Below are 18,008 nucleotides of genomic sequence, written 5' to 3' on the forward strand. Positions count from 1 at the left end.
GAAACTGCTGAAGGCGCAGCCCATTCAGGCGTATAAACCTGGGAGCGATGGCGTCACTGTCATCCGCGCCGCCGCCATTTCCAACACGGGGTAGAGTCATGACCACAGCCAATGTCCTCACCAACCTGTTTCCCGCTGCCGCCGACATCCCCGAAGCCTATCGCCTGCCCGACCCGGTGGAGCAGCGCGACTACCTGGTGGACGGTGAACTGCGCACCTGGAGCGGCCCCCTGGCCCAGGTCCGCAGCCCGATCTACCTGAGCGGCGCCGACGGCGACCGGCAAGTGATCCTCGGCAGCACCCCGCTGCTGGACGCCGACACCGCCCTCACCGCCCTGGACGCCGCCGTGCGCGCCTACGACCGTGGCCAGGGCGCCTGGCCGACGATGCGCGTGGCCGAGCGCATCCAGCACGTGGAAGCCTTCCTGGCGCGCATGCGCGAGCAGCGCACGGCGGTGGTCAGGCTGCTGATGTGGGAAATCGGCAAGAACCTCAAGGACTCTGAGAAAGAGTTCGACCGCACCTGCGACTACATCGTCGACACCATCGGCGCGCTCAAGGAACTGGACCGGCGCTCCAGCCGCTTCGAACTGGAGCAGGACACCCTCGGCCAGATCCGCCGGGTGCCCCTGGGCGTGGCCCTGTGCATGGGCCCCTACAACTACCCGCTGAACGAAACCTTCACCACCCTGATTCCGGCGCTGATCATGGGCAACACCGTGGTGTTCAAGCCGGCCAAGCTCGGCGTGCTGCTGATCCGCCCGCTGCTCGAAGCCTTCCGCGACAGCTTCCCGGCCGGGGTGATCAACGTCATCTACGGCAGCGGCCGCGAGACCGTCAGCGCGCTGATGGCCAGCGGCAAGATCGACATCTTCGCCTTCATCGGCACCAACAAGGCCGCCAGTGACCTGAAGAAACTCCACCCCAAGCCGCACCGCCTACGCGCGGCCCTCGGCCTGGATGCGAAGAACCCGGGGATCGTGCTGCCCGATGCCGACCTGGACAACGCGGTCAGCGAGGCCGTTACCGGCGCGCTGTCGTTCAACGGCCAGCGCTGCACCGCGCTGAAGATCCTGTTTGTCCACGAAGCCGTGGTCGAGCGCTTCATCGAACAGTTCAACGCCAAGCTCAAAGGCCTCAAGCCGGGCATGCCCTGGGAGCCGGGGGTGGCCCTGACGCCGCTGCCGGAAAACACCAAGGTCGACTACCTGCACACCCTGGTGGCCGATGCCCAGGCCCACGGCGCCCAGGTGGTGAACCCCCATGGCGGCGAGTCGCGGGCGTCGTTCTTCTACCCGGCGGTGCTGTACCCGGTGACCCCGCAGATGCGCGTCTACCACGAGGAACAGTTCGGCCCGGTGGTGCCCATCGTGCCCTACCGCGACCTGGACACGGTGATCGACTACGTCCTGGAGTCGGACTTCGGCCAGCAACTGAGCCTGTTCGGCAGCGATCCGGCGGTGATCGGCCGGCTGGTGGACACCTTCGCCAACCAGGTCGGGCGGATCAACATCAACGCCCAGTGCCAGCGCGGCCCGGACACCTTCCCCTTCAACGGCCGCAAGAACTCCGCCGAGGGCACGCTGTCGGTGCATGATGCGTTGCGCACCTTCTCGATCCGCACCCTGGTGGCGACCAAGTTCCAGGAGCGCAACAAACAGCTGATCAGTGACATCATCCGCAACCGCGACTCCAGCTTCCTGACCACCGACTACATTTTCTAAAAGCGCCTGGCCGGGGCTCGCCACGCGGCGAGCCCCGGCCACCGATCCTGCCACTCATGCCACTGGGAGAAACCAGCCTGGGCCCGTTCAAGTTCCTGCCAAGCCTCACCCTGCCCCCCTTGTTGCGCCGCCTGCTGCGTCCCGTGCTGGACCCGTACCGGCGCTACCGTCACGCCCGGCTGATCCACGCGGTGCGGGTCGCCCTCGGCCTGATCGCCACCATCCTCTTGACCACCGGCCTCAACCTGCCCCACGGCGAATGGGCCTCGGTGACCATGCTGGTGGTGATCGGCGGCCTGCAGCACCACGGCAACATCGGCAAGAAAGCCGCCGAGCGAGCCATCGGCACCCTGGTGGGCGCCGGGGTCGGCCTGGTGCTGGTGGTGCAGCAGGCGTACTTCGGCCAGCCCTGGCTGACCTACCTGGGGATGTCGGCGGTGTGCGGCTACTTTTCCTATCACGCCATCGGCAAGGGCGGCTACACCGCGCTGCTGGCGGCGATCACCGTGTTCATCGTCGCCGGCCACGGCGACAACCAGGTCAGCGACGGCCTGTGGCGTGCGGTGGACATCCTCATCGGCATTGCCCTGGCCCTGGCGTTTTCCTTCGCCATTCCGCTGTACGCGGTGTACTCCTGGCGCTACAACCTGGCCAGCGCCCTGCGCGACTGCGCCCAGCTGTACGGGCGGATCGTCCAGGGCCAGTCGGTGACCGACGACGAACACCTCAAGCTCCTGGGCCGGGTCAACGCCGCCATGCTGCAACTGCGTTCGCTGATGCCGTCGGTGTCCAAGGAAGTGCGGATTTCCATGACCGAGCTGGACGCCATCCAGCGCAATCTGCGGATGTGCATCAGCACCCTGGAGATCCTCGGCAACACCCGCCCCGATGCCGGCGACCGGCAGGCCATGGCGCAGATGCAACAGCTGCTCAAGGCCGAACACCGGCAGATTCGCGTGCAGCTGATCGGCATGGCCCGGGCCCTGCAATCGGGGGTTACCCAGCGCCTGGAAAAAGCCGTGGAAGGCAGCCCCGAGAACGCCCTGGAAGCGCCGGTGTATTCGGCCCTGGACGGCTACCGACTGCTCACCCGGCAGCTGGCGGCGACCCTGGGCGAGATGCGCCAGCGCCTGGGCAAGAGCGCCCGGCATTGGAAGATCTAGGCCCTAGGCTTTGTACGAAAAGCCTTGATACTCGGTGATGCTGCGTTGAAAACGGTCTCGTGCGCGAGTCCGATCGGAATGCTCATTGACAACCCGTAAAGTCGAACGCGACCCCGGCCGTTCCTCGAGCGTTTTCGCCTTGCCTGACCTTCGTCTCAAAACTTTTCACACAGAGCCTAGAACAGCTCGCTGAAGGGAATGAAACGCGCCGAGTCGCCCACCTGCAGGGTGTGGCCCTCAAGCACCTCCACCAGGCCATCGGCCCAGCTGGCCCCCAACAGCACCCCGGAACTCTGGTTCGGATAGAGCACGGCGCGGCCGTGCTCCAGGCGCGCCCGCAGGTATTCCCGGCGGCTGCCGGCCTTGGACCAGGCGAAGGCCACCGGCACTGCGACACTCAGCGGCGCCACCTCCTGCACCCCTTGAATCCGCAACAGGTAGGCCCGGGCCAGCAGGCCGAAGGTCACCAGGGCCGAGGCCGGGTTGCCCGGCAGGCCGATCACCGGCACCTGGCCGAAGTGGCCCACCGTCAGCGGTTTTCCGGGTTTGATCGCGAGCTTCCAGAACAGCGGTCGGCCGTTGTTCCTCAGCACCTGGCCCAGGCAATCGGCATCCCCCGCCGAGACCCCGCCAGTGGTCAGGATCAGGTCCGCGCCATGCTGCAACTGTTCCAGCCTGAGCCGGGTCTGCTGCGGCTGGTCGGGCAGAATCCCGGCGTCGATGACCTCGCATCCCAGGCTGTCGAGCCAGTGGCGGAGCAAGGTGCGGTTGCTGTTGTAGATGCAACCGGGGCGCATCGGCATGCCCGGTTCCAGCAACTCATCGCCGGTGGACAGCAACGCCACCCGCGGACGGCGCACCACTTGCAGCTCGGTGCAACCCTGGGCCGCGGCCAGCGCCAGCTCGAAAGGCCCCAGGCGCTTGCCGGCCGGCAACAGCACCTGGCCGACACGGTTTTCCTGGCCCTGGGGGCGAATGTTCTGCCCCGGCTTCAGGGCCTGGGTGAAGCGCACCCGGCCATCCTCCTGCCGCTCGACGTTCTCCTGCATCTCCACGCAATCGGCGCCGGCCGGCAGCGGCGCGCCGGTGAAGATCCGCGCACAGCTGCCCGGCTGCAAGGGATCGCCGGGCTGGCCGGCAAAGATCGTCTGCGACACCGGCAGTGGCTGGCCGTCCCAGTGCTGCAGGTTGAGGGCGTAGCCGTCCATGGCGCTGTTAGGCCAGGGCGGCAGGTCCAGGGTCGCCACCAGGTCAGTGGCCAGCACCCGTTGCCGGGCTTTGTCCACGGCCAGGGTTTCACTCTCCGCCAGGCGCTGGGCATCGGCCATGGCCAGCAGGCTGGCCAATGCATCTTCCAGCGGCATCAGGGAACCCTGGCTCATCCGCGCGACTCGCACGCCTGCACCGGCTTGAGGTGCGGCACGAAATTGCACGGCCGGTGGCGGGCATCCAGTTGCTCGGCGAGGATGCCTTCCCAGGCGGTGCGGCAGGCCCCGGTGGAGCCCGGCAGGCAGCACACCAGGGTGCCGTTGGCCAGCCCGGCCAAAGCACGGCTCTGCACCGTGGAGGTGCCGATATCGAGAATCGAGATGGCGCGGAACAGCTCGCCGAAACCGTCGATGTGCTTGTCCAGCAGGCAGCTCACGGCTTCCGGGGTGCTGTCGCGGCCGGTGAAGCCGGTGCCGCCGGTGATCAGCACCACCTGGATGCGCTCGTCGGCGATCCAGGCCGCCACCTGGGCGCGGATCTTGTACAGGTCGTCCTTGAGCAGGTTGCGCTCGCTCAGGGTGTGACCGGCTTCCAGCAAGCGGCTGACCAGCAGTTGCCCGGAGGTGTCCGTGGCGTACTCCCGGGTATCGCTGACTGTCAGCACGGCTATGTTCAAGGGTACAAACAACGCATCCGACTTCACGCTCATGTCATTCTCCGACCGGCAAGATAAAAATCATGGGCTCAGGCTAAGGGCGCCAAAGCGCGGCTGTCTAATCGTTCTGGCTGACCGGATTATCGATCCGCTCTATCGTCACCGGGCCCCGGCGGCCCGGCCGATAAGCCGGATCGATCGGCCATTCAACATTTGCGATTGGACGCGTTCGAAAGACAATGCGATGGTTGCGCCACCCACCGGATATGCACCCGACCATGACCCCGACCCGCCCTGCCCCGCCCCTCTCCCCGCCCTGCTCGATCCTGCTGCTGGCGGGAGGGCGCGGCTCGCGCATGGGCGGTCGCGACAAGGGCCTGGTGACCTGGCAGGGCCGGCCCTTGATTGCCCATGTGCAGGCCACGGTGCGGCCCTTCAGCGACGACCTGATCATTTCCTGCAACCGCAACGCCGAGCAGTACCGGCCCTATGCCGATCGCCTGGTGGCGGATGAGCAGGCAGACTTTCCCGGCCCCATGGCCGGCGTGCTGGCGGGTCTGGCAGTGGCCCGGCACCCCTGGCTGCTGGTGCTGGCCTGCGACGCGCCGCGGATCGACGGCGCGCTGATCCAGGCGCTGCTGGATGCCCGCCCGGCGGACACCCTCAGCCCGTTGATGGTGCAGCAGGACGGACAGTGGCAACCCATGTTCAGCCTGATACCCACGGCCCTGGCAGCCCGCTTGCGCGCCGCCTGGGAGCGCGGCGAGCGCAGCCTGCTGCGGGCCCTCGCCGCCCATGGCCTGAAACCTTTGCCCTGCGCCGCCGACGATCCGCGGCTGAGCAACTTCAACACCCCTGAACTACTGTCTGAAACAGACCCCGGGCCCGTGGCCTGAACGCCGACGGTGTGCCCCGAGGGTTCGGCCCGGGAAGACTGAACGTCTTTCCAGGAACCGGACACCTGCGTTAATACTGACTCCGATTCCCTTCACCACAGGTGCCATTGTGGACATCAAGCAACTCAAGTTTCTGATCGCCCTGGAGCAGACCCGGCACTTCGGCCAGGCTGCCGCGCGCTGCCACATTACCCAGCCGACCCTGTCCATGCGCCTGCGCAACCTGGAGGACGAGCTGGACCTGATCCTGGTAACCCGCGGCCAGCGCTTCGAAGGCTTCACCGAGGCCGGCGAGCGGGTCCTGGCCTGGGCCAAGACCCTGCTGGCGGCCCATGACGGGCTGTTCGCCGAGGCCGCCGCCTGCCGCGGGCAACTGGTGGGTAACCTGCGCCTGGGCCTGGTGCCGCTGAGCGGCTTCAACCCCATCAGCTATGTGCAGAAGCTCTCGGCGAGCTTTCCCGAGCTCAAGTTCAGCCTGTCGTCCGCCAGCTCCGACCGGATCATCGAGGACATCGGCAACAACCAGCTGGACCTCGGGGTCTGCTACCTGGACCACGTCAACCCCAACTACCTGGACTTCTTCGAGATCGGCGAGACCCGGGTCGGCCTGCTCTACGACACCCGGCACTTTCATTTCGAAGGCAGCGAAATGAGCTGGGAAGACGCCGCCGAGCTGCCCCTGGGCATGCTCAGCACCGGCATGCACTATCGCAAGTCCATCGACCTGAGCTTTCGCAGCCGCGGCCTGAACCCGACGCCGATCCTGGAAAGCGATTCCACCTACCAGCTGTTCCAGGCGATCCACGAGGGCTTCTGCTGCTCGATCATGCCCCTGGACAGCGGCCTGGATTCGCCCATCGACAACCTGGCCTTTATCCAGCTGCCGGATGCCAGCGTGCTGGCGCCCCTGGGCCTGGTGATGCGCAAGACCGAACCGCGCTCGGCGATTGCCGAAAAGTGCTTCGCCGAAGCCAGGAAGCTGTTTGCGCCCAAAGACTGAATGCATGCCCCCGGGCCGCCCATGGCCCGGGGCGAATCGACTGTATCGAGGTGTGGTCATGGTTTGCCGGATCGAACAAACGCAGCAACAACCCGAAGCCAATGCGCCGGCGCCGGCGCCGCAACGCGTGGCCTATCGCGAGTACAGCCCCGACGGGGTGCTGGCCGAGGCGCCGCTGGCCGCCGAGATCGCCCTGGCGATCACCTACAACGGCCTGAGCCAGGCGGTGATGATGGTGTCCCCCGGCAACCTGGAAGACTTCATTCGCGGCTTCAGCATCACCAACGACATCGTCAGCGACCTCAGCGAAATCTACGACATCCGCCTCAGCCACTTTCCCCAGGCCTGCCAGGCCGATGTGCAGATTTCCAGTCGGGCCTTCTGGGCCCTCAAGGACCATCGCCGGCAGATGGCCGGGACCAGCGGCTGCGGGTTATGCGGCGTGGAGGCCCTGGAACAGGCGCTGCCGCAACTGCAGATACTCGAACCTTCGCCCCTGCCCCCCGCCGAACACCTGCAGGGCCTGCGCGAGCGCATCGAACAGGCCCAGCACATGGCCCGCAGCAGCGGCGCCTTGCATGCGGCGTTGTACTTCGACGAACAGGGCGAGGTGCGTCTGTGCCAGGAAGACATCGGCCGCCACAACGCCCTGGACAAGCTGATCGGCGCCCTGCTGAACGCCGGGATCGATGGCCGCCAGGGCTTCACCGTGGTCACCAGCCGCTGCAGCCTGGAGCTGATCCACAAGGCGGTGCGCGCCCGCCTCGGCACCCTGGTCAGCCTCTCTGCGCCCACCGCACTGACCGTGCAATGGGCCAACAAGCACCACCTGAACCTGATCCACGTGCCCCACCGCAATGCCCCGCGGATCTACAGCCCGATCTGAATCTCCCCTCTGTGGCTCAAAACCTGAATCTGTGATCTAGCTGATAGACCGCGGATTCAGGCCTTGGGAAGGCTGCGCCTTCCAACGGGAGCGAGCTCCCTCACCACAACATTGCACTCGGTGTAAGCTCCCCCAGCGTGGCGAGGGAGCTTGCTCCCGATCGGGCGCGCAGCGGCCGCAGAACCTGAATCCGCGATCCAGCTGACAGGCCGCGGACTCAGGGCTTGGGAAGGCTGCGCCTTCCAACGGGAGTGAGCGCCCTCACCATAAAAAAGCCTTTCGACATCGCACTCGGTGTGAGTCCCTCGCCACAAGAAACGATGCAAACGATTACCAACGTTCGGCCGCCTGCCGGTCGCTCTCGCGCCCGTCGATCCAGCGTTCGCCGCAGGGGGTGACTTCGCGCTTCCAGAACGGTGCGCGGGTCTTGAGGTAATCCATGATGAAGGCGCAGGCCTCGAACGCCGCTTGGCGGTGGGCGCTGGCCACGCCGACGAAGACGATGGGCTCGCCCACCTGCAGCAACCCTACCCGATGCACCAGGCGCACCCGGTTCAGCGGCCAGCGCGCCTGGGCCTGTTGCACGATGCCCTGCAGCGAGCGCTCGGTCATGCCCGGGTAGTGCTCCAGGAACAGGCTCTGCACCGAGTCACCGAGGTTGAGATCGCGCACATAGCCAACGAAGGTCACCACGCCGCCGACACTGGAGTCGCCGGCCTGCAGGCCGGCAGTGAGTTGATCCAGGTTGAAGGCCTGGGTCTGCACCTGAATGCCCATGCCTCAGCCCCCGGTCACTTGGGGAAAGAAGGCGATTTCATCGAAGTCCTCGATCACCGCGTCGAGCTTGCACAAATCCTGGTTCAGCGCGCACATCAGGCTGTTCTCCCCCAGCACCGCGGCCCAGGTTTCACCCCGGGCCATCAGTCGCCGGCGCAGGTCATCGACAGTGCGCAAGCCGGCGTCCAGGGGCAGCTTCTCGCCGCCGCTGCCCAGTTGTTCGCGATAGCGGGCAAAGTAGTTGACCAGAATCATTGTGCTGCTCCTGCGATGAAAACCCCTGATTTGCCGCCCTGCTTGCTCAGCAGGTGCAGGCCCTCGATGACCATGCCGCGGTCCACCGCCTTGCACATGTCGTAGATCGTCAGCGCCGCGACGCTGGCGGCGGTCATGGCTTCCAGTTCGACCCCGGTGGCGCCATTGAGCCGGCAGCAGGTGGTGATCTGCACTCGGTCCGGCGGCAGCGCCTGCAGCTCGACGTGGATACCGCTGAGCAGCAACGGGTGGCACAGGGGGATCAGTTCGTGGGTCTTCTTCGCCGCCATGATTGCGGCGATGCGCGCCACGGCGAACACGTCGCCCTTGGGGTGCCCCTGGTCCTGGATCAACTGCAGGGTGGCCGGGAGCATGCGCACCCAGGCCCGGGCCTGGGCCTCGCGTTCGGTGGCCGGTTTGGCGGTGACATCCACCATGCTGGCTCGGCCCTGGGCATCCAGGTGAGTGAGTGGGTTCATGTGCAACCTCGGATAAGGACAGTGGTTCAGCTCAGGACATAGTCCACCGGCAACAGCACCGGCGGCAGTTCGGTGGCCCCCTGGGCCTCGAGGATCTCGCGCTCGATGTTGCGCACGATGGCGTTCAGCGGCAGGTCGTTCTCGTCGTGGCCAAAGGGGTCTTCCAGCTCGTCGCCAATGGCGTCCAGGCCGAAGAAGGTGTAGCTGACGATGGCGGTGAAAATCGGCGTCAGCCAGCCCAGGGGCTCGGCCATGGCAAAGGGCAGGAGGATGCAGAACATGTAGCTGGTGCGGTGCAACAGCAAGGTGTAGGGAAACGGCAGCGGCGTGCTCTTGATCCGCTCGCAGGTGGTTTGCGCGCCGGTCAGCGCCGCCAGGTGGTTGGCCAGCAGCTGGTAGCGCCACTCGCTGATCCGGCCCGCCAGGGCCTGCTCCGAACACTGGCGCGCCACCTGGCGCAGGAGGCTGTCCGGCAGGTTGCTGGTGGTGGCCGGCGGCAGCTGGCTGAGCCAGGTTTCGGCAGCGCCCAGTTCATCTTCCTGGCGCAGCCGGGCCTTGAGGGCCTGGGCAAAGCCGCACAGGTCGCCGAGGATCGCGCGGCGCGCCCCGGCCTCCTCCAGCACCTGGGTTTCGCGGATCAGCGAGCGCACCTCGGTGACCAGCGTGCCCAGGGCCTTGCGCGCCTCGTACCAACGGTCGTAGCAAGCGTTGTTGCGAAAGCTCATGAAGATCGACAGCGACAGGCCGAGCAAGGTGAAAGGCGTGGCGTTGACCTTGGAAAAGTACGCCGGGTGCAGGGTCTCGATCAGCACGATGGCCGAGGCCAGCAGGGTCACCAGCAGGCTGCGCAAGGCGATGCGCTTGGCAATCGAGCCCTTGAGGGAGATCAGCACGCTGATCAGGTTGGGTTTGGATCGGACGATCATCGCGGCGAAACCTGTGCACGAAGGAAAGCGGTAAAGACCGGGGCTTCAACCGCCGGTCATGTTCATGAAGCGCACCACTTGCAGCTCGTCGTTGAGTTCGAAGTGGTGGCGGTAGGGTTTGAGTTTCATCGCCTCGACCATGGCCCGCTGCAAACGCTCGGAGTCACCGGGATGGGCCCGCAGCACGGCCTTGAGGTCCACCGAGTGCTCGTTGCCCAGGCACAACAGCAAGCGCCCTTCCACCGTCAGCCGGACACGGTTGCAGGTGCCGCAGAAGTTGTGGCTGTGGGGCGAGATGAAGCCCAGGCGGATCTGCGGCGCCTCGGCCAGGCGCCAGTAGCGCGACGGGCCCTGGGTCGACTCGGCGGACTCCATCAGGGTGTAGCGCTCGGCGATCCGCTCGCGGACCTGGGCACTGGAAAAGAACGCGTCGCGACGACTGTGCTCGCTGATGCTGCCCAGGGGCATCTCCTCGATAAACGAGATGTCCAGGCCGCGGTCGATGGCAAAGGCCACCAGCTCGTTGATCTCACGGTCGTTGCGGCCTTTCATCACCACGCAATTGAGCTTGGTGCGCGCAAAGCCCGCAGCGATCGCCGCGTCGATGCCGGCGATCACCTGGCTCAGTTCGCCGGTGCGGGTCAGCTGGCGAAACAGCCCCGGGTCGAGGCTGTCGAGGCTGATGTTGAGGCGCTTGACCCCGGCCTCGAACAGCGGCGCGGCGAGCTTGCCCAGCTGCGAGCCGTTGGTGGTCAGGCACAGCTCCCGCAACCCGGGCAATTGCCCGATGCGCTGACACAATTGCACCACCCCGGGACGGATCAATGGCTCGCCACCGGTGAGGCGGATCTTGCGTGTACCCAGGGCGACAAAACCCGCGGCCAGCTGGTACAGCTCCTCCAGGGTCAGGATGCGTTGGCGCGGCAGGAACTGCATGTCCTCGGCCATGCAATACACACAGCGGAAGTCGCAGCGGTCGGTCACCGACATGCGCAAGTAGTCGATCCGTCGGGCAAAGCCATCCACCAATACTTGATCTGACATCACAGCCTCTGTCGACGGTTACGACCCTGGGGTCTTAGTTGCAGTTTTTGTCCATTAACGGCCATTGGACAAGTTGTTGGCGGCAAGACTAAGAGTGATTAAAAGTGGCGTCCAATCGCTATTAACAACCGATTGATCAATGCAATCTATCAGCGGCAAAAGCACCCTTTACCGGCATTCAAACAACAATATAAATCGTTGATTTTTAATGAATTAAAGACTTGATAGAGGCTTTCGATCAACCGGTCATTAATTGCGATTAGACAGCCGATACAGGCGCCGAATAGGCTTTATTCGCGGCCCATGAAACGGGCCCTATAAGTGATTCCGTTGCCCCAAGCAGTCCGAACTTAAACGGCTTCACCACAAAACCGCATTTAGCCTGTGCAGTTAAACAATCACTGACATCGATTATTTGTCGGGCGGTTGCCTGCGTGCGCTGTATTGGAGAAATATCATGAGCGAAGTTGATCGATATAAACCCTACAAGGGGGCGGCCGCCGGTTGGGGGGCACTGATCGCGGTGACCAGGAACTGGCTGGGCAGCGAGAACGCCTTCAAGAACATCCGCGCCATGCTCAAGACCAACCAGAACGGCGGCTTCGACTGCCCGGGCTGCGCCTGGGGCGAGTCGCCGGAAAACGGCATGGTCAAGTTCTGCGAGAACGGCGCCAAGGCGGTCAACTGGGAAGCCACCGGGCGCCTGGTGAACCCGGCCTTCTTCAACAAATACACGGTCTCGGCCCTGGCCGCGCAGAGCGACTACTGGCTTGAATACCAGGGCCGCCTGACCCACCCGATGCGCTACGACGCCACCCAGGACCGCTACGTGGAAACCACCTGGGACCAAGCCTTCGAGCTGATCGCCAGCCACCTCAAGGGCCTGGACTCGCCGAACCAGGCGGAGTTCTACACCTCGGGCCGGGCCAGCAACGAAGCGGCCTACCTGTACCAGCTGTTCGTGCGCGCCTATGGCACCAACAACTTTCCCGACTGCTCAAACATGTGCCACGAGGCCAGCGCCGTGGGCATGTTCGAAAGCGTCGGCGTGGGCAAGGGCACCGTGGTGTTCCATGACCTGGAAGAAGCCGACGCGATCTTCGTCATCGGCCAGAACCCCGGCACCAACCACCCACGGATGCTCGAACCCCTGCGCGAAGCGGTGAAGCGCGGGGCCCAGGTGATCTGCTTCAACCCGCTCAAAGAACGCGGGCTGGAACGCTTCCAGCATCCGCAACACCCGCTGGAGATGCTCACCAACGGCTCCGAACCCACCTCCTCGGCCTACTTCCGTCCGGCCCTGGGCGGCGACATGGCGGCCTTTCGCGGCATCGCCAAGTTCCTCCTGCGCTGGGAGCGCGAAGCCCTGGCCAACAACGGCGAGCCAGTGTTCGATCGGGCCTTCATCGCCGAACACACCTCGGGGCTGGACAGTTACCTGGCCGAGGTCGATGCCACGTCCTGGAACCATATCCTCGAACAGTCCGGCCTGAGCATGGCCGACATCGAACTGGCGGCGCGCATGTACCGCAAGGCCAAGCGCACCATCATGTGCTGGGCCATGGGCTTGACCCAGCACACCCACTCGGTGCCGACCATCCAGGAAGTGATCAACGTGCTGTTGCTGCGGGGCAACATCGGCCGCCCCGGCGCCGGCCTGTCGCCGGTGCGCGGCCACAGCAACGTGCAGGGCGACCGCACCATGGGCATCAACGAACTGGCGCCCAGCGAGCTGCTCGATGCCCTGGAGGCGCGCTTTGGCTTCAAGCCACCACGGGAGCACGGGCACAACACGGTGATGGCGATTTCGGCCATGGAACAGGGCCGAGCCAAGGTGTTCATCGGCCTGGGCGGCAACTTCGCCCAGGCCACCCCGGACACCCCGCGGACCCACGCCGCCCTGCGCAACTGCGAGCTCACCGTGCACATCGCCACCAAGCTCAACCGCAGCCACCTGGTGACCGGGCGCGAGGCGCTGATCCTGCCGTGCCTGGGTCGTACCGATATCGATATCCAGGCCAACGGCCCGCAAGGCATCACCGTGGAAGACACCTTCAGCATGGTGCACATCTCCCACGGCCAGCTGAAACCCAAGTCGCCGCACCTGCGCTCGGAACCGGCGATCATCGCCGGCATTGCCAACGCCACCCTGGGCCGTCACCCCATCGACTGGCTGTGGGTGATCGAAGACTACGGGCGCATCCGCGACCTGATCGCCGACACCATCCCCGGGTTCGAGGACTTCAATCTCAAACTGCTGAACCCCGGCGGCTTCCACCTGGGCAACGACGCCAGCCAGCGGCGCTGGAACACCGCCACCGGCAAGGCGCGCTTCATTCCCAGCGTGCTGCCGGAGCACCTGGTCAGCGCCGGGGTGCGCAAGCTCAAGGTCAAGCCGGACCTGATCCTGCAGACCATGCGTTCCCACGACCAGTACAACACCACCCTGTATGGCCTGGACGACCGCTATCGCGGGGTCTACGGCATGCGCGAGGTGCTGTTCGCCAACGAGCAGGACATTCGCCAGCTGGGCTTCGAACCGGGGCAGAAGGTCGACATCGTCTCGCTGTGGGATGACGGTCGCGAGCGTCGGGTCAGCGGTTTCACCCTGATCGCCTACGACATTCCCGCCGGCCAGTCTGCCGCCTACTACCCGGAGACCAACCCCCTGGTGCCCCTGGAGAGCTATGGCGACCGCACCTATACGCCGACGTCCAAGTTCATCGCCATCCGCCTGGAGCCGGCGGCGGCCAGCAACCTGATCCAGTCCGTCAGCGCTTGACCCGGCCGGGGCGGCCAAGGCGCCGCTCCAGCCTGCCCCGCGCAGCCTTCTGCCGTACGCCGCGAACCCTGGTTCACGGCGGCGGCCGGCGCCTGCCCGGGCCCCCAGCCATCACGAGGGTTTCGTCATGTTTCATCTACAGGCGCTCGACCTGGCACGCATCCAGTTTGCGTTCACGGTCTCGTTCCACATCATCTTTCCCGCCATCACCATCGGCCTGGCCAGTTTCCTGGCAGTGCTCGAAGGGTTGTGGCTCAAGACCCACAACAACACCTACAAGGACCTGTATCACTTCTGGTCGAAGATCTTCGCCGTCAACTTCGGCATGGGCGTGGTCTCCGGCCTGGTCATGGCCTATGAATTCGGCACCAACTGGAGCCGCTTCTCGGACTTTGCCGGAAGCATCACCGGGCCCTTGCTGACCTACGAGGTGCTGACCGCGTTCTTCCTGGAGGCGGGCTTTCTCGGGGTCATGCTGTTCGGCTGGAACCGGGTCGGCCGCGGGCTGCACTTCTTCGCCACGGTGATGGTGGCCATCGGCACCCTGATCTCGACCTTCTGGATCCTCGCCTCCAACAGCTGGATGCAGACGCCCCAGGGCTTCTCCATCGTCGACGGGCGGATCATGCCCATGGACTGGCTGGCGATCGTGTTCAACCCGTCGTTCCCCTTCCGCCTGATGCACATGGCGATCGCCGCCTTTGTTGCCACGGCGTTCTTCGTCGGCTCCAGCGCCGCCTGGCACCTGCTGCGGGGCAATAACACGCCGCCGGTGCGCAAGATGCTGTCGATGGCGCTGTGGATGGCGCTGATCGTGGCGCCGATCCAGGCGGTGGTCGGTGACGCCCATGGCCTCAATACCCTGGAACATCAACCGGCGAAGATCGCCGCCATCGAAGGCCACTGGGAAAACCACGGCAACGAGCCGTCGCCCCTGGTGCTGTTCGGCATTCCCAACATGGACACGGAGAAAACCGACTACGCCGTGGAGGTGCCCTACCTGGGCAGCCTGATCCTGACCCACAGCCTGGACAAGCAGATCCCCGCGCTCAAGAGCTTCCCCAGGGAAGACCGGCCCAACTCGGCCATCGTGTTCTTCAGCTTCCGCATCATGGCCGGGCTGGGCATGTTGATGATCCTTACCGGGGCGCTGGGCCTGCTGCTGCGGCGCAACGGCGCGCTGTACCGCAACCGCCTGTTCCTGCGCCTGGTGCTGTGGATGGGCCCCAGTGGCCTGATCGCCCTGCTGGCGGGCTGGATCACCACCGAAGTCGGGCGCCAGCCCTGGGTGGTGTACGGCCTGCTGCGCACCAGCGACGCCGCGTCCAACCACAGCGTGGCGCAGTTGAGCATCTCCCTGGCGCTGTTCGTGGCGATCTACTTCTCGGTGTTCGCGGTGGGCATCGGCTACATGATGAAGCTGGTGCGCAAGGGCCCGCAGCCCCATCACGAGCATCCGCCGAGCGGCCCTGCCGGCCAGGAGCCGACCCCGCGCCGTCCGCTGTCCGCGATCGCCGAGACCTTTGCGTCCAGCGACCACCACCACTGAAACAAGGGATATCGACATGACGATTCAAGGCATAGACCTGTCGTTGATCTGGGGCGTGATCATTGCCTTCGGGGTGATGATGTACGTGATCATGGACGGCTTCGACCTGGGGCTGGGGATTCTCTTTCCGCTGATCCCCGACGCCCGGGAACGGGACGTGATGATGAACACCGTGGCCCCGGTCTGGGACGGTAACGAAACCTGGCTGATCCTCGGTGGCGCGGCGCTGTACGGGGCCTTTCCCCTGGCCTATTCGGTGATCCTCGAAGCCCTGTACCTGCCGCTGATCTTCATGCTGGCGGGGCTGATCTTCCGTGGCGTGGCCTTCGAGTTCCGATTCAAGGCCAGCCCCGAGCGGCGGCACGTCTGGGACTGGGCCTTTATCGGCGGCTCGCTGCTGGCGACCCTGTGCCAGGGCATCGTGATCGGCACTTACATTTCCGGCATCCCGGTGCTCAACCGGCAGTTCGCCGGCGGCGCCCTGGACTGGCTGGCGCCCTTCCCGCTGTTTTGCGGCCTGGGGCTGATCGTGGCCTACGCGCTGCTGGGCAGCACCTGGTTGCTGGTCAAGACCGAGGGCATGCTCGAAGCGCGCATGCGCCACTACACCCGGCCCCTGGCGTTCGCGCTGATGGCGGTGGTGGCGGTGCTCTGCGTCTGGACCCCGGTGCTGCACCCGGACATCGCCACCCGCTGGTTCAGCCATGCCCATATCGTGATCTTCGGTGCGTTGGCGGTGCTGGGCCTACTGGCGTTGTGCGGGCTGCTGGGAACCTTGCGCCAGCATCATTCCCACTGGCCGTTCGTGTTCACCCTGGTGCTGGTGTTCCTCGGCTACATCGGCCTGGCGTTCAGCATCTGGCCGAACATCGTGCCGCCGTCCATCAGCCTGTGGGACGCGGCATCGCCCCTGACCAGCCAGCTGTTCATCCTGATCGGCACCCTGTTCATCCTGCCGATCATCCTGATGTACACCTGCTGGAGCTACTACGTGTTCCGCGGCAAAGTGAGGATTGGCGATGGCTACCATTGATCGGGCAAAGCCCCTGCCTTGGCACAGGACGGTGGCGCAACTGAGCCTGCTGTTCATCGGCGCCCTGCTGATGCTCGCCTGCAGCGGCGCGCTGATGCTGGAGCTGGCCCATGGATAAACTCACCACACCCCCCGCGCAACCGGCACCCGGCTGGCAGCGCCTGCTGTGGATGCTCGGCATCTGGCTGGCCAGCGTCATCGGCCTGGGGCTGGTGGCCGGCCTGCTGCGCCTGCTGATGCAGGCCGCCGGCATGCACAGCCACTGATAATTGCCGGTCCCCCCTGAAACCCCGGCCCGCAGCAGCGGGCCGGGGTTTTGCGGTTATTGGCCGGTCGGCGCGCGCTCGGCCAGCTGTTCCAGCAGATCGGCGGAAGGCACGAAGAACAGCCCGCCGGTGACGGCCGTGCTGAAGTCCAGCAGGCGGTCGTAGTTGCCCGCCGGGCGCCCGACGAACATGTTTTCCAGCATCTGCTCCACCGGCCGTGGCGAACGCGCGTAGCCGATGAAGTAGGTGCCGAATTCCCCGGCGCCCGGACGGCCGAAGGGCATGTTGTCACGCAGGATCTTCACCTCCTCGCCGTTCTCTTCCAGGGTGGTCAGGGAACTGTGGGAGCAGCTGGGTTTCACCGATTCGTCGAGTTCGATGTCCGACAGCTTGGTGCGGCCGATGATGCGTTCCTGGGCTTCCACCGTCAGCGCGTTCCAGGCCGTCATGTTGTGCAGGTATTTCTGCACCAGCACGTAGCTGCCGTTGCAGAACGACGGGTCTTCGTCGCCAATCAGGGTGAAATCCACCGCCTCGCGGCCTTCCGGGTTCTCGGTGCCGTCGACGAAGCCGACCATGCTGCGCATGTCGAAATAGCGGAAGCCCTGGACCTCGTCCACCACCGTGACTGCGTCGCCCAGGGGCTTGAGCAGTTGCGTGGCCAGCTCGAAGCACAGGTCCATCTGCTCGGCGCGGATGTGCAGCAACAGGTCGCCGGGGGTCGACGGCGCGCGCCGGCCCTCCACGCCCACCTCAATGAAGGGGTGCAGCGACGCCGGACGCGGGCCAGCGAACAGCCGGTCCCAGGCGGCGGAGCCAAAGCCGCAGACACAGGACAGATTGCCCCCCGGCACGCGCTTGCCCACCGAGCGGGTCAGCGCGGCGACGTCGGCGCACCACTCGCGCAGGGTGTGCGCGGCAGCAGCGCCGGGGGCCAGGGTGGCGACGATGAAAATTGCACTGCGGGTGATGGGGTTGCAGATGGCTTGCGGCTCGGGCTTGCGCTCGGCCAGGGAGGAAGACTGGGTCATTGTGGGGTCCACGGGCTGCGGTCGGAAAAGTCACCGACAGGAAATTAGCAGATTGTGGCGGTGGTGAGGGAAGCAGCTGCAAGCGGTGAGCTGCCAGCCGCAAGCTGTTTGCATCAGTTCTTGCGGCCTCCGGGTTGCCGCCAGCTGCGAGGCTGAACAAACAAGCAGCTGCAAGCGGCAAGCTTCCAGCCACAAGCTGTTTGCAGCAGTTCTTGCGGCCGCTGGGTTGCCGCCAGTTGTGAGGCTGAACAAACAAGCAGCTGTAAGCGGCAAGCTGTCAGCCACCAGCTGTGAGGTTGAACAAACCTTGTGACAAGAGCGCTTACTGTGGCG

18 protein-coding genes are annotated in these 18,008 nt (G+C 65.3%); 10 read left to right on the forward strand and 8 right to left on the reverse strand.

Going from position 1 to position 18,008, the window contains the following annotated elements; genetic code table 11:
- Window positions 1–98: 98 nt before the first annotated feature.
- Window positions 99–1,724: an NADP-dependent glyceraldehyde-3-phosphate dehydrogenase gene (locus PST29_RS18755; protein WP_060844030.1), complete on the forward strand. Its 1,626-nt coding sequence runs from the start codon at window positions 99–101 to the stop codon at window positions 1,722–1,724.
- A 122-nt stretch (window positions 1,725–1,846) separates the two neighbouring features.
- The gene (locus PST29_RS18760) at window positions 1,847–2,887 is read left to right on the forward strand and encodes an FUSC family protein (RefSeq protein WP_060841978.1); all 1,041 of its coding nucleotides are present in this window, start codon (window positions 1,847–1,849) and stop codon (window positions 2,885–2,887) included.
- A gap of 176 nt (window positions 2,888–3,063) precedes the next feature.
- Here the strand turns inward: PST29_RS18760 and PST29_RS18765 are convergent, their stop codons facing one another.
- Window positions 3,064–4,269, reverse strand: a complete 1,206-nt coding sequence (locus tag PST29_RS18765; protein ID WP_060844031.1) for a molybdopterin molybdotransferase MoeA — start codon at window positions 4,267–4,269, stop codon at window positions 3,064–3,066.
- Window positions 4,266–4,805 carry a molybdenum cofactor biosynthesis protein B gene (gene moaB, locus PST29_RS18770; protein ID WP_060840020.1) on the reverse strand — a complete coding sequence of 180 codons (540 nt, stop codon included), beginning with the start codon at window positions 4,803–4,805 and terminating at the stop codon, window positions 4,266–4,268. Before moaB ends, PST29_RS18765 begins: the two co-directional genes overlap by 4 nt.
- A 224-nt stretch (window positions 4,806–5,029) precedes the next feature.
- Between moaB and mobA the strand changes: the two genes are divergently transcribed.
- The 3 genes from mobA (at window position 5,030) to fdhD (ending at window position 7,533) form a co-directional block, all read left to right on the forward strand.
- Window positions 5,030–5,647: a molybdenum cofactor guanylyltransferase MobA gene (gene mobA / locus PST29_RS18775; protein ID WP_060845154.1), complete on the forward strand. Its 618-nt coding sequence runs from the start codon at window positions 5,030–5,032 to the stop codon at window positions 5,645–5,647.
- Between the two features lie 109 nt (window positions 5,648–5,756).
- Window positions 5,757–6,647 (forward strand): LysR family transcriptional regulator, encoded by an 891-nt coding sequence (locus tag PST29_RS18780; RefSeq protein ID WP_060844032.1) that lies wholly within the window; start codon window positions 5,757–5,759, stop codon window positions 6,645–6,647.
- Window positions 6,648–6,705: 58 nt separating this feature from the next.
- Window positions 6,706–7,533, forward strand: coding sequence for a formate dehydrogenase accessory sulfurtransferase FdhD (gene fdhD, locus PST29_RS18785; RefSeq protein ID WP_060844033.1), 828 nt, complete (start codon window positions 6,706–6,708; stop codon window positions 7,531–7,533).
- A 330-nt stretch (window positions 7,534–7,863) separates the two neighbouring features.
- On the opposite strand, the gene moaE is transcribed toward fdhD, so the two are convergent.
- Genes moaE through moaA form a run of 5 tightly spaced genes read right to left on the reverse strand, consistent with a single transcriptional unit; the run spans window position 7,864 to window position 11,014 of the window.
- On the reverse strand, window positions 7,864–8,310 hold the full coding sequence (gene moaE, locus PST29_RS18790) for a molybdopterin synthase catalytic subunit MoaE (protein ID WP_060844034.1): 447 nt from the start codon (window positions 8,308–8,310) through the stop codon (window positions 7,864–7,866).
- Window positions 8,311–8,313: 3 nt separating this feature from the next.
- Window positions 8,314–8,565, reverse strand: coding sequence for a MoaD/ThiS family protein (locus PST29_RS18795; protein ID WP_060840024.1), 252 nt, complete (start codon window positions 8,563–8,565; stop codon window positions 8,314–8,316).
- Window positions 8,562–9,044: a cyclic pyranopterin monophosphate synthase MoaC gene (gene moaC, locus PST29_RS18800; RefSeq protein ID WP_060840025.1), complete on the reverse strand. Its 483-nt coding sequence runs from the start codon at window positions 9,042–9,044 to the stop codon at window positions 8,562–8,564. The genes PST29_RS18795 and moaC overlap by 4 nt, the downstream gene beginning before the upstream one ends.
- A 26-nt stretch (window positions 9,045–9,070) precedes the next feature.
- Window positions 9,071–9,970, reverse strand: coding sequence for a bestrophin family protein (locus PST29_RS18805; RefSeq protein ID WP_060840026.1), 900 nt, complete (start codon window positions 9,968–9,970; stop codon window positions 9,071–9,073).
- Between the two features lie 45 nt (window positions 9,971–10,015).
- A complete protein-coding gene (moaA, locus tag PST29_RS18810) occupies window positions 10,016–11,014 on the reverse strand; it encodes a GTP 3',8-cyclase MoaA (RefSeq protein WP_060844035.1) in 999 nt (332 codons plus the stop codon).
- 457 nt (window positions 11,015–11,471) lie between these two features.
- On the opposite strand from moaA, the gene PST29_RS18815 reads away from it, so the two are divergent.
- The 5 genes from PST29_RS18815 (at window position 11,472) to PST29_RS31135 (ending at window position 16,644) form a co-directional block, all read left to right on the forward strand.
- Entirely contained in the window at window positions 11,472–13,796 is a 2,325-nt protein-coding gene (locus PST29_RS18815; RefSeq protein ID WP_060840028.1) for an FdhF/YdeP family oxidoreductase, read from the forward strand.
- 127 nt (window positions 13,797–13,923) lie between these two features.
- Entirely contained in the window at window positions 13,924–15,345 is a 1,422-nt protein-coding gene (locus PST29_RS18820; RefSeq protein ID WP_060844036.1) for a cytochrome ubiquinol oxidase subunit I, read from the forward strand.
- 16 nt (window positions 15,346–15,361) lie between these two features.
- On the forward strand, window positions 15,362–16,378 hold the full coding sequence (gene cydB / locus PST29_RS18825) for a cytochrome d ubiquinol oxidase subunit II (protein ID WP_060844037.1): 1,017 nt from the start codon (window positions 15,362–15,364) through the stop codon (window positions 16,376–16,378).
- Window positions 16,365–16,496, forward strand: coding sequence for a hypothetical protein (locus PST29_RS32535; RefSeq protein ID WP_258230369.1), 132 nt, complete (start codon window positions 16,365–16,367; stop codon window positions 16,494–16,496). The genes cydB and PST29_RS32535 overlap by 14 nt, the downstream gene beginning before the upstream one ends.
- A complete protein-coding gene (locus PST29_RS31135; RefSeq protein ID WP_082729275.1) occupies window positions 16,489–16,644 on the forward strand; it encodes a DUF2474 domain-containing protein in 156 nt (51 codons plus the stop codon). The genes PST29_RS32535 and PST29_RS31135 overlap by 8 nt, the downstream gene beginning before the upstream one ends.
- 56 nt (window positions 16,645–16,700) lie before the next feature.
- Here PST29_RS31135 and PST29_RS18830 read toward each other — a convergent pair whose 3' ends face one another.
- Entirely contained in the window at window positions 16,701–17,675 is a 975-nt protein-coding gene (locus PST29_RS18830; RefSeq protein WP_060840031.1) for a Dyp-type peroxidase, read from the reverse strand.
- Window positions 17,676–18,008 lie beyond the last annotated feature (333 nt).

Source organism: Pseudomonas sp. St29 (genome assembly GCF_001547915.1).
Taxonomy (GTDB): Bacteria; Pseudomonadota; Gammaproteobacteria; order Pseudomonadales; family Pseudomonadaceae; genus Aquipseudomonas.